Annotated in this window: 12 protein-coding genes; 6 read left to right on the top strand and 6 right to left on the bottom strand. The window is 44.8% G+C overall.

Annotated elements, in window-relative coordinates:
• Positions 1-34 precede the first annotated feature (34 nt).
• Positions 35-586: a YtfJ family protein gene (locus R7F07_RS16525; RefSeq protein ID WP_136976319.1), complete on the top strand. Its 552-nt coding sequence runs from the start codon at positions 35-37 to the stop codon at positions 584-586.
• A gap of 20 nt (positions 587-606) precedes the next feature.
• Complete coding sequence (locus tag R7F07_RS16520; RefSeq protein ID WP_136976320.1) at positions 607-1,041, top strand: hypothetical protein; 435 nt, start codon at positions 607-609, stop codon at positions 1,039-1,041.
• A 79-nt stretch (positions 1,042-1,120) separates the two neighbouring features.
• Here the strand turns inward: R7F07_RS16520 and R7F07_RS16515 are convergent, their stop codons facing one another.
• Positions 1,121-1,660 (bottom strand): NUDIX domain-containing protein, encoded by a 540-nt coding sequence (locus R7F07_RS16515; protein WP_020834877.1) that lies wholly within the window; start codon positions 1,658-1,660, stop codon positions 1,121-1,123.
• Between the two features lie 51 nt (positions 1,661-1,711).
• On the bottom strand, positions 1,712-2,386 hold the full coding sequence (gene yjjG, locus R7F07_RS16510) for a pyrimidine 5'-nucleotidase (protein WP_171342673.1): 675 nt from the start codon (positions 2,384-2,386) through the stop codon (positions 1,712-1,714).
• 138 nt (positions 2,387-2,524) lie between these two features.
• Here yjjG and R7F07_RS16505 point away from each other — a divergent pair, with 138 nt between their 5' ends.
• From R7F07_RS16505 to R7F07_RS16490, 4 genes are all read left to right on the top strand, one after another.
• A complete protein-coding gene (locus R7F07_RS16505; protein ID WP_005384329.1) occupies positions 2,525-3,448 on the top strand; it encodes a LysR family transcriptional regulator in 924 nt (307 codons plus the stop codon).
• A gap of 115 nt (positions 3,449-3,563) precedes the next feature.
• Positions 3,564-3,878, top strand: coding sequence for a hypothetical protein (locus R7F07_RS16500; protein WP_029795225.1), 315 nt, complete (start codon positions 3,564-3,566; stop codon positions 3,876-3,878).
• A gap of 47 nt (positions 3,879-3,925) precedes the next feature.
• On the top strand, positions 3,926-4,612 hold the full coding sequence (locus R7F07_RS16495) for a helix-turn-helix transcriptional regulator (RefSeq protein WP_005497912.1): 687 nt from the start codon (positions 3,926-3,928) through the stop codon (positions 4,610-4,612).
• A gap of 164 nt (positions 4,613-4,776) precedes the next feature.
• A complete protein-coding gene (locus R7F07_RS16490) occupies positions 4,777-4,959 on the top strand; it encodes a hypothetical protein (protein ID WP_005393690.1) in 183 nt (60 codons plus the stop codon).
• A 70-nt stretch (positions 4,960-5,029) separates the two neighbouring features.
• Here R7F07_RS16490 and R7F07_RS16485 read toward each other — a convergent pair whose 3' ends face one another.
• From R7F07_RS16485 to R7F07_RS16470, 4 genes are all read right to left on the bottom strand, one after another.
• Positions 5,030-9,148: a M66 family metalloprotease gene (locus R7F07_RS16485; protein ID WP_021484455.1), complete on the bottom strand. Its 4,119-nt coding sequence runs from the start codon at positions 9,146-9,148 to the stop codon at positions 5,030-5,032.
• A 31-nt stretch (positions 9,149-9,179) separates the two neighbouring features.
• The gene (locus tag R7F07_RS16480; protein ID WP_005384146.1) at positions 9,180-10,049 is read right to left on the bottom strand and encodes a hypothetical protein; all 870 of its coding nucleotides are present in this window, start codon (positions 10,047-10,049) and stop codon (positions 9,180-9,182) included.
• Positions 10,050-11,081: 1,032 nt separating this feature from the next.
• A complete protein-coding gene (locus tag R7F07_RS16475; RefSeq protein WP_005393681.1) occupies positions 11,082-11,315 on the bottom strand; it encodes a hypothetical protein in 234 nt (77 codons plus the stop codon).
• Positions 11,316-11,402: 87 nt separating this feature from the next.
• The gene (locus R7F07_RS16470) at positions 11,403-11,957 is read right to left on the bottom strand and encodes a sugar O-acetyltransferase (RefSeq protein WP_171342674.1); all 555 of its coding nucleotides are present in this window, start codon (positions 11,955-11,957) and stop codon (positions 11,403-11,405) included.
• Between the last annotated feature and the right edge of the window lie 30 nt (positions 11,958-11,987).

Raw genomic sequence — 11,987 nt, 5'->3', positions numbered from 1 at the left:
TCGCTCTAACCTCACTTCGTTACAGGCCCCCCCAATGAAAACTCCATCTGTTCTGTCACTCTTACTCGCACTCGCCCCGACATTCGCCTTCTCTCATAACCTTTCTGTCGGTCAAACCACCCCTTCCGTCAGCATTGATACCTATGGCGAAATGACGCTGCAAGGAGACGATGTGGCTTATCAACCTTGGGAAACTCAGCAGATGTTAGGCAAAGTCCATGTGATACAAGCCATTGCAGGTCGTAGTAAAGCCAAAGAGATGAACGCGCCGCTGATGTCAGCAATCACTGCCGCTCACTTTCCTGAAGATCAGTATCAGACCACAACCGTGATCAACCAAGAAGACGCCATTTGGGGAACCGGTACATTTGTTAAATCGTCGGCAGAGGACAGCAAAAAGACATTCTCTTGGTCTTCCATGGTGTTAGACAAAAATGGCGTATTAGCAACAACTTGGGATCTGCAGCAAGAAAGTTCTGCGATTATCGTACAAAATAAACAAGGTGAAATTTTATTCGTGAAAGAAGGGGCTTTAACTCAAGACGAAGTCACACACGTCATCGAACTGATTAAACAGAATATCTAAACCTAAGGTAAGGAAAAGTTATGAAACTGTTCAACACCATCGCGCTCTGTCTTTTAGCGGCTGTAGCCTCTTTCCAATCGATTGCTGGAGACAACGATTGGGACAAGATTGCAGATAAAACCGTCAGTTTTAAATCGGAAACCGACACAGTCAATCCACTGTCACCATTTGCTAACGCTCGTTTTAGCCACATCAAAATCAAATGTACGCAAGGTACGGTCGATCTGAAAAGCGTTAAAGTAATCATGAAAGATGCTCAGGAAAAGACGTTCGACAGTTTAGGTGTTCTGACTAAAGGCATGTCATCAAGAAGCTTAAGCCTACCAACAAAAGATAACGCGAAGTTAGACAAAATCGAGTTGAACTATGAATCGGTTGGCAGCACTGCGCTGCAAGTCGCGGGGGTGACCAAAAAAGCGCAAGTGGAAATCTTAGGTAAGAAAATCGACGAGTAAGCGATGGCTCAACGAACTCACCCAAACTAAAAACAGCGGCACTAGGCCGCTGTTTTCATTAAAAAATCGTCATGGATAACTAAATGAATTTCTTCAGCTTCGCCAAACCATAAGCGGCGATGGTGACACAATCTTTGATCGTGCCGTCGATCATCATCTGTTCGAACTCCTCAACAGAAAAAGCGCGAGTGATCAAATCCTCTTCTTCACTGTCGAGTTGATTGCCCACGTCCGTTAAATCACTGGCGAAGTAGACGTGACATGTCTGATTCAAAAAGCCGTATGCGATAAACTGCGCGCCGACATACGCCATAGCGCTCGCCTGCATACCCGTTTCTTCACGCAGTTCGCCTTTGGCAAGCTCAAGATGATCCGCATCTGGGTTTGATTCCCACGCCCCTTGTGGGATCTCCCAACAACGTTGACCTACGGTGTAACGGTACTGCTGAACCAAGTGAATCATCCCGTTATCGATAGCCAGAATCGCAGCACAATCAGGTTTGTCGACCACACCATAGATGCCCTCTGCGCCGCTCGGACGTAAAATTTTGTCCTCACGCACCGTCATCCACTTATTCTGGTAAACGACTTTGCTGTCTAGCTGTTTGATATCTGACATGATTATTCCTTGATTTTTCTGAGGGTTACTACGGAATAATACCCGATTCGGTTACGCCACCAAAATGTTCTTTAGTTCACTCAAAGACTCAACGGTGTAATTTGGTGCGATACGCTCATCGACGCTTGCGCCTGTGGTATTTAACCAGCAAGTTTCAATACCAAAATTATTACCACCCAGAATATCGGAATGCAGGTTGTCACCCACCATCAGTACGCGCGTTTTGCATGGGTTGCCCATTTGCTGCATCGCGTATTCAAAAATACCTAAGTCCGGTTTTGCTACGCCCACTTGTTCAGAGATCACCACTTTATCGAAGTACTCAGTCATCCCTGTGCGCTCAAGGCGAATTGCTTGCAACTCTGTAAAACCGTTGGTGATGATGCCCATTTTGGCTTTGCCTTGCAGCGCTTCCATCAGCTCTTTTGCACCTGGCAACAAGCTGCAAATATCGGCCATTGCTTCTAAAAATGCGCTATTGAGATCTGCTGTTGTGGTATTCAGCTTCTCAGCCCACTCGGTAAAACGCTTTTGTTTTAGCTCATCTGCCGTTACTTTGCCGTCTTGGTAATCCACCCAAAGCGGTTTGTTTACGGTTTGGTAATGAGCAAAATCTTGTTCAGTAAAATCTACGCCTTTGCGAGAAAACATAAGCTGCAAACCTTTGAAAGCATCAAAGTGGAATAAGGTTTCGTCAGCGTCAAACAGGATCCAATCGTACTTCATTTTCTTCTTCCCAAAATCAAGGTCGTAATACTGGTGCATAGTCTAGATTGTTTTCTTCTTGAAGATAATCTCTATAATTGGAAATTAATTGTATCCTTGTGCTCAACAATAAATGCTTCACGATAATAGGAGATTGATGTGAACGCGATTGCCTCCCTGCCCGTTTTTGTTGCTGTTGTCGAATGCGGCAGCTTTTCCCTTGCGGCCAAACAGCTGAATCTGACGAAATCGGCGATCAGCAAACGCATCAACCAACTAGAAGACGATTTGGGCATTCGTCTCCTTAACCGAACTACGCGTAAGCTGAGCCTGACCGAAGCGGGAGAACGCTATTTTGAGTACGCTTCTCAAGCGCTCAATCTGGCCCAGCAAGGCGTAGACGCGGTATCTGAGCTGCAAGGCTCTCCACAAGGTCGGCTCAAAATTACCGTGCCGATGTCTTTCGGTGTGCTGCATATCGCGCCTTTGATCAGCGAGTTTCTCGCTCGTTACCCGAAAATTGAAGTGGATTTAAACCTCGAAGACAAAATGGTCGATTTGGTTAAAGACGGTTTTGATTTGGGGATCCGTATTGGTGAACTCACCTCTTCCAATCTAATCGCAAAACGCCTCGCCCCTTGTAAAAGTGTGCTTTGTGCCTCGCCAGATTACTTAGCGGAGTTTGGAACACCACAAAAACCAAGTGATTTAGTCAGTCACAACTGCCTGCGCTACTCCTATTTCCGTGGCGGCGTCGAATGGATGTTCATCAACAACGGCAGCGAATACAAGGTGCTTCCAAAAGGAAACTTTATCGTCAATAACAGCGAAGCCATTCGCCAGTTGCTGTTAAGAGGTTCGGGCATTGCGCAACTGCCAACATTTATTGCAGGAAGAGACTTTGCCGCAGGAAATCTAAAACCGGTGATGGAAGAGTATTCTCTACCAGAACACGCCATTTATGCGGTTTTTCCTGAGCGCAAGCACATGCCGTTGAAAGTAAGAGCCTTTATCGATTTTATCAGCGAAAAACTCGGCACAGATTTACCTTACTGGGATCGTTACAACAGCCCAGAAAAATAACCATATTGATGATAAGTGAGTGAGATTTCACTACTGACATGTTCTGACATTCCATCCGCGTAACCTTATTTGGAACTCAACAGGCAATCCGCCAAAACCAATAAGGAATCACAATATGGAAACCGTTATCGAAACTGTGCAATTTCGTCTAACCGCAGGCACAACAGAGCAAGACGTGATCGCCGCTGCCAAACAGTCACAAACGTTTGTGAAGAATCTGCCGGGCTTTTTGTATCGCTCACTCAGTCACGAAGCGACGGACGATGTGTGGACAGACATCATTTACTGGCGTTCAATGGACGATGCAAAACAGGCGGGAAAACAGCTCAAGCAAGCCGCTGAATTTCAGCCTCTGTTATCAATGATTGACTGCGAAAGCTTCGAGCTTATACATCACAACTTAAAAATGTGCAGTGAGCTAGAGAAGTAATCAGCCACACTACTACTAACAACCAGTAGGTCTAGATAAGGAACATCATGAGCAAATCAGAACGACTGTTTGAGCTACTGACGCTTTTGCGCGCAAAGCGTTACGCCGTGACAGCGAAAGAGCTCGCAGAAAGAATGGAAGTCAGCGAACGTACGATTTATCGCGATATTCAGTCGTTGCTCAGTTCTGGTGTTCCGATTCAAGGTGAAGCAGGTGTCGGCTACCTGTTGCAAGCAGGCTCTCATCTGCCACCTTTGATGTTCTCAGAAAAGGAGATGATGGCGCTTGAACTGGGTATGCGGATGGTTCGAGCCTGGTCGGACGCCGAACTCGCCGAAGCGTCTCACTCTGCGTCCACCAAAATACTTTCGGTATTGCCAGATAAGCTCAAACAACAAGTGGAAGATTGTCCGCTGATTGTGCCCGATTATCACACCCAATCCGAGACTGCCAAACGAGGGCAGCTTCTGCGCCACGCGATTGATCATCAGTTTAAGGTCAGTTTGGATTACCAAGATGAAAGCGGACAGGTGACCGAGAGAAAAATCCAACCGTTAGGCCAGTTCTTTTGGGGCAAAGTCTGGACGCTGGTCGCCTGGTGCGAATTGCGCGATGACTATCGCCAGTTCCGCCTCGACCGTATCCAAGCACTGCGTATGCACGATGAAGAGTTTCAGAGTGCGGAAACCAAATCTCTCAAACATTATATTGCGCAGTATGAATCGAAAGATTGAGTATTTTTCATCCCTCCATCACAAGGATTCCAAATTGCTCTGCTCAATGCGCGATATTTGGAAAGGCACATTTGGTTAAACTAATGTTTCATTTTTAACGGATGCGCAACCAACCTAAGATCGTTAACTTAAGTAGCACGTCAACCACACCGGAGCGTGAAGCTATGAAAGTACTGATTCAATACACCCAAGCAGGGAAATATCGAGATCAAGCGTGGGAGTCTTTAACTCTTCGATCTAAAGGTGATATGCAGGCAGTTACCCCTTCTTATGCTGCCCAACTTATCGAACAAAGCAAAGCGACACTTGTGATGACAGAAGACGGACAGATCATCTTTCACTCCTAAATTCCATCAATCCTATGACGAAAAAGGCCTGCATTGCTGCAGGCCTTTGTATGAGTGAATTAAGAGTTATTTACTGGAAACTCACTGCAGTTGGTAGGCGATCAAGCATCTTGTAGTAATCGCCAGCCACAGCGCCGATATCACCACGCAAATACGCTTGAATCATATTGAGATCTTTCAGCCAAAGTTCTTTGTCAGCATCTGAAGACGCCATGTACCCTGCGTACACATTGTCGACCGCGAACATCATGTCTTCGGTGTGATCGTTGTAAATCAAAAGCATCGCATCAGTGTAAGCTTCGAACGCTTTCAGCTCATCGTGCGCTTTACCACCTTTGTAGCTCAATGTGCCCGAAGTTGCATCGATGACCAAATCACCCGAAGTCACATTCGCTGTCGTAAAGTTGATGAAAGACTGGCTGAACGACAGCACACCTGCCGCGATATCCGCATCAATGGTTCGCTTCATTGCGTTGACCATTGGTGCATCCAGCAGCAATACAGGATCGTGAAACGCTGGGACAATCGCTGTTCGGAATGGCCCCCAAGCGCTATCGATGCTCTCTGCGACCTTGTTTAGTGTTGCAGGCTCATAGCTATCTAGGTACGTTTTTAGATCGTAACCTTTGGACGTCACCAGTTGATTTGCGTAGTCGTAAGCCAGCTTGTTTGCTTTTGTTGCCACAAACTTCTCGCCGTCGATAACAAACTCAACCTTGTCACCCGCAATAATACCGTAGCGGTCTTGCTGCTTCGTAAACGTATCAAACTGAGATTGACCACGAGTCTTCACTGTGTAGTCGTAAGACTTCATTTGGCGCACACCCATTCTCAAGATGACATCGCCAACACGTCCGCGGCCTTCTGCACCAATATCAAGGAATCTTGCAATACCACGAGGCATTGGTGGTAGGGACTCCATTTGCTCAGTGATGTGTAGGTTCACGGTAACACCTTTTAGATTGGTGTATTCCTTACCGTCTTTACCCACCAATTTAACTGGCGTATTTAACGCATCATTTGCCACGATGTTGCCCATGATGTCTTCGTATTCAGCTTGCACCCCAGGAATATCAAGCAGCGATGCAAAGCTCACCTCATCGGTAAAACGGTTCGAGAATCGACGTGCTAAGAAGTGGCTCGCAAGCGCTTTGTCTGGCCAGTTACCCAACACAGACACCGCATTTGACCAAGGGTAATCCGGGTCAAAGCTACCAATTGAGTTTAGGAAGCGTCCATTCGCAGTTTCCGCAACAGCTATATAGCCCTCATCTGAATCTTCGATAAAGCGTGCTGCCAAATCATCAAAACAGCTGGCTGTTGAAAGATCGTAATCAGCCGGAATTTGGTGTGAGTTGTTGTCTAACAGTTGACCAAAAGAAATCACTTTTTGGTTGCCTGCCGCATTTTCTATCACACATTGATGCTCTGGTGTGCGCAAGATATCAAGGAAGAACGCCGCGGATTTTTTCGCCCCATTCGCGTAATCACAGAACCATGAGTTATCGGCTTTGCCTTCGCTACAGTATTGAGGGTTTGAAGCAATGCGCAATAAGAAATCACCCGGCTTATCCGTTGACGAAGTGTAACCAAGATTGGTGTACAGGTTATCGATGCGCTCAAGATCTTCCATCTTGTCACGGATAGCGCTCATTTCCATATAACGGCGCACTAAGTAACCAGGATAATCGGACGAGAATAATCCCGTCGTCCCATATAACTCCAAGTTGCGTCGATCATAGCTATCGAGATAGTTCTGCCACTCGTAAGAAACAATTTCTTCTAGGTTTGTACCTTCGTCAAAACGGTTACAGTCGCTGTTTAGAGAAACGTTCCCATCGGTACAGAAATCGTAAGACTTACGCTCAATTTCATTCACTTTATCTAGGTAGTAAAGTGCGCCATAACGAGTTTTCGCATTCAGTTCTGGATCATCAGACAACGCGGCGGTATCGAATCGGCTGAAGTCACAGTTGTAGAGTGATTTGCCTTTCTCGTTCCCCGTTAGTGCCTTCACTTCAGAACACACCATCAGCGATGTGTTGTCTGGATTGTTGCCAAACTTGTATGCAAAGCTTTGTTGGTAGGCTTGCTGATCAGCGAGGTAACGAGCGTATGCCGCTTTGTCTTCATCGCTCGCACTGTCTGCCGGTTTCGCAACAGGCGCAGGAGCTGAACCTGAAGAATCTTGAATCGTCTCGACTTTACGACCGTAACCAAACTTAAACGCCGCAATATCGTACAGACCCCAAGTTGGCGTTTCATCCAACATACTTGGTGCGTAGTCCATTGTCGAACTGTAAGCAGGAATGTTGTTCAAACCAAGTTGATGCGCTTGCTCGAGCGTGTAGTAGTTCGCTTTGTCATTTGAGCCTTTAAAGTTATGGCGCAGACCCATGTTATGACCAAGCTCGTGAACAAGCGTATTGCTGTAAGTCGCAACCGTAATCGCATCTGCGGCTTTCACTTGCAACTCTTTTGGTAGGTATTTCCAACGCTTAAGCTGACGCGATACTTCGTGACCGGCGTCATCGAGTTTGATCTCAAAGTAACGCTCGTCATCCAACTTCAAGTTGTCCAACATGGCCTTATTGGTTGAAGAAACCCACGACGCTTCGATTGGATAGACGTTGTTCTCTGCCCAGAAAGACAAACGGTTCTCTTCAGCTTCAACCACCTTTTCAAACTCCATGTCATCATTGAAGTTTTTCATTAGCTGAGTTGGGCTCTTCGTCGCTGCTTTTCCAGAAACGATGTCTTCTTTTGAAACGAGCGGCGCATGAATGTTTTCATCCGATTTCAGGCTCGCCATCGCCGCCATTGTAGAAAGCGCTTCAATTCTATCCGCAACTTCTGTTTTCACAGATTCGCTGCTGGTTGGCAATGGTTCTAAGCCATCTAAGTCCAGTTGATTACGATTATAGAAACGCGCCAAGTTATCCCAATAGAAAGGTACACCCGTTCTTGCAACGCCTGCGTATTGGTTCACGTGGCCTTTGATGATTTCCCCCGTCATCGGGTTAGAAACTGACGGGCCGTAGCCAAGCAGACCGTTCGCTAGAGGCTCGTCAATCAGGTTAATCACGTTGTAACGCAGATCACCTGGGTGAATACCAGCCGCTTTGGTTTTGTTCACAATCTCGATTTCAGGCTTGCCTGCATCCGCCCCAAATACATTCAGCGCTTGGTTCATCTTGTCGATCGATTGCAGCGTTGCATCCAAGAACAACTTGTTCTTCTCTTCAAAGAAATTGTCGCTCAAGTAATATTTGATAGAGCCTTGATCTGGGTTGAAACGATTGAGGTAAACCACATCACGGTCGTATTTATTCGTGACTGGGTTAAGCTTTTTCGTCGACGTGGTGAAGAAACCAATGTCGTTCTCATCACCCACTGGGTACAAGATAGGCTGGTAACCTTCGGTTGCCACTTCACTTTCGTGCACTAACGAGTAGTAGAAGCGAGATTTAAACGCGCCATCCACAAGCGCTTCATCCAAGCTCGCTTTCGTTGCAAAGTTGATGTAGTCAGAAATATTATCTAAATCGATACGGAACGTGCGCTCTAGCTCGAAATTGAGAAGACCGTTTTTAGGGTCAAAGTCCCACGAGATCAATCGTGGTGCGCCAATTTCATCAATGCCCTCGGTAATGCCATACAGATCTTCCATATTGAATTCTGCAATTTCGAGATCTTCAGGACGAGGAGTGAAGTGGGTTTTCTTCTTGTAGTTTAGGCTTGCGTCTTCGTTGGTTTCTTCTTTGTTGGTGCAATCACCATGCGCGTCTTCTTGACAGCGATACGCCGCAAAGTCACCCGGAATCGTCAGCACTTGCGCGAAGTTAACGCCGTCGTCGTCTGCGACAAATTTCTCTTCACCGCAGTAGTTATTAGCATCTTTGCTTAGATGCGCGTCTGGGTAGTTTTTATCGTAACTGCGAACTTCCAGACCTTCTTTGGTAAAACAAAGCTCAACGTAACGAGGTGAACCTTGTAAGAATGGGAATTGGTTAAGAGCAAAGCGTGGAGCGGCACCAGTCGTCGGAACGTAAAACCAACGACCGTCTTTAAGATCTTTTACTGCGACTTCTTTTGCATCTCTTTCGACATAGTCATACGCCTGATCATCTGCGCCACAGCCTGCAAGTGCGGCCGTTATTGCTGACACCAGAGTCAATTTTTTAAACATTATTTGGATATCCTTAATTGTTGTTATTTTCCTAGAAGGAGTAAGTCACTGTCACGATGTAAGACGCTTTCTCTTGGTCCAACAAATCGATGTTGCCCAAGGTGCCTCGCTCTGCATCTTGATAGAAACCCGTTGATGATGCCGCGAGTAGCAATGACCAGCTTTCATCAAACTCGTATGTGCCGTACAACGCCCCCTCATACTGCCAACTGCTTCTGCGCGTACCTTGATAACTGATGCTGTTACCACCTAACGCCGTAATCCCCACTGCGAACGATTCCCACGACTTTTCCGCAACAGCAAACAACGAGTAAGTCCACTCAGTCAGCGAGCGTCCACCCATGGTTTTGTATTCGTGGAAATTTTTTCTCAGTCTTGGCGAAACCGAAAAATCGACGCTCCAAGCTGAAAAAGAGATCGGCACATCTAAACGAACCGCGGTGTGCAGTTCATCTTTACGAGATGTTTCTGAAGTTGGAATGGTGAGCTGACCCGCAACGCCGATTTTCCCTGTATCTCCAAAGCGATATAGGTTCGTGTATTGCAAGCCCAACACCGAATCTGTCGCGTAGGTGCCGACTTCATCTTCTAGGGCACGATAGCCCCCCGTAGAAAAATAGGCTTTTGTGTCGCTCGAAAAGGAATAAACGAGATCGCCTCCCCACGAGAAATTGCGGACAGAACGGTAGTCGTCTTTATCGTAAATGTTTGTATCGTAAGATAGGTAAACGGCCCCACTAAACTTACAAACAATACAGGACGTATCTCCTTCATTTTGTGTAGATTCAGGCGTGCTAGTGCTATCAATTACACTCGTTTCCACCGCGAATGATGGCGCTGAAAACAGCGTACCCAACAACATTGCAAGCGGCGTCATCATCCACTTTGTTGTGTGCTGCATGTATTGAAACTTCCATGAGAATTAAGTTTATTAGAATAAACTTAAAGACAAACAGATTATTGGGATGAAATTCCATAAAAATTCAGATAATCAACCCCAATAAACCTATCAACCATAAAATTACTCTTATGGTTAAATCCTTATTTAATTTTTTAATACTATTTATCTGAGTATTGTCGCGTTCTATTTTGCTTAAAAACGCACTTTAAAATGACTTTTTATAAACAAAGCCACTCACCACAACATTAAAGAAGCAGCAAAGCAACGCCATTAAAACAAAAGTTAAAAGACAATTACTATCAACAACTTAAAATCAACAAAAACAGTTAAAATGAATGAATCAAAATGTATAAGTTAAAATACAATAAAAATATAAGAACATCATTCCGTTTAATTTTAGTCGTTATTTTATTGAGAAAGTTTAATTTTCAATTTCTAAAATTGGTGGGATACACACAAGAGAAATCATCAAAATCATCCGCTGTTAATAATGAATTTCGCATTTAAAACAAAAGATAGAAACAAGATCAAATTCATGTTTTCTAATATATCGATTCAACCTTTCACAAGTTTGAATAGAAAATCAAACCTTTAGTCAATCTAAAAACAACAAAACATTCACCAAGTGAATAATTAAAAGATAAGTCAAAACTAAATAGCACATACGGTCAGCATATTTGTGAATTACTATTCATTAATTATTTTTTTATAAATTAAACATTAATGTGATCAATTTCACACAATTACGCTACATACAACATAAAGCAAACGAAATTTAAGTGTTTACTGACCCAAAACGTGTCGATAGAACAGAGGTTAAACATCGAGCTGAAACACGTATTTCCCACCAAAATTTATTATACATAGCAGTGAGTTACCCGTATCCAAGCGGTTAAAATGCGTACTGATGTGACTCATTTTTGAGAGAGGAACATAAGAAGAGCAAAAGCACTAAAAGAGGATAATGCGATTTGAATAACCAGTGCTTCAAACCGCACTTATGAACTTATGCAGAGAAAGAAAGACTATCCGTTACTGTTGAATGGTTTTATGACCACAGTTTTCGCAGATCAAGTGACGTTCAAATTCATCCATAGAAGCAAGGAAGGCGCCGAACACTACACTTTTGAGAAAGCCAGCGATGAACTCTTTCTTGTTGCGATTTTTATCGCCTTCAAAGCCACTTTTTTTTCTAACTAACACCACGACATGATGCGTTTCTACCCCACATGTAGGGCACATGAGGACTTCTGTCTTGTTCGACATCTTAGACTCCTTGACGAATTATCCCTTTCTGATGGCATGATTCTCATACGCCTGTAAAGCGAGTCATCATGCCATCACTATCGATTCTTACTCTTCTTCGTTGAGACGACGAATCAACTTCGCTGGTGTGCCTCCGTATAGACAATCTGGCGGCACATCATAGTTAACGACTGAATTCGCCGCAATTACTGAGCGAGCGCCAACTGTTACACCTTGGTTGATGACGGAATTTCCGCCAATCCACACATCATCTTCAATCGTGATAGGTTTACAAAACGTTTCCCAACGTCGACGACTTAGGTAATCAACAGAATGAGAAGCGGTATAGAATTGCACGCTCGGTCCAATGAGCACGTGGTTCCCGATGGTAATTTTGGCGCCATCGAGCATGACCACGTTCATGTTGATAAAGGTTTCTTCACCTATTTCGATGGTCTTACCAAATTCACAATGAAAAGGGGACTGGACAATACAACGGCCTACCTTGCCAAATAGCTGCTTTTGCAATTCGTCGCGCTGACTTTCGTCGGTGTTATTATTAAGTGCTCTAAGTGCTTGAAGAGCATGGCTTCTAATGGCGTCAATTTCTTTGTCCATGCCATCAAAGACCTGGCCAGACATCATTTTTTCTAGTTCTGTCACTGGAAGACTCCTACAACCTGCAATTACTGC

It is taken from the genome of Vibrio sp. YT-16 (genome assembly GCF_033337405.1).
GTDB lineage: Bacteria > Pseudomonadota > Gammaproteobacteria > Enterobacterales > Vibrionaceae > Vibrio > Vibrio alginolyticus.
Note: the sequence above shows the minus strand (reverse complement) of the source record. Positions and strands in the feature narration are given on the sequence as shown.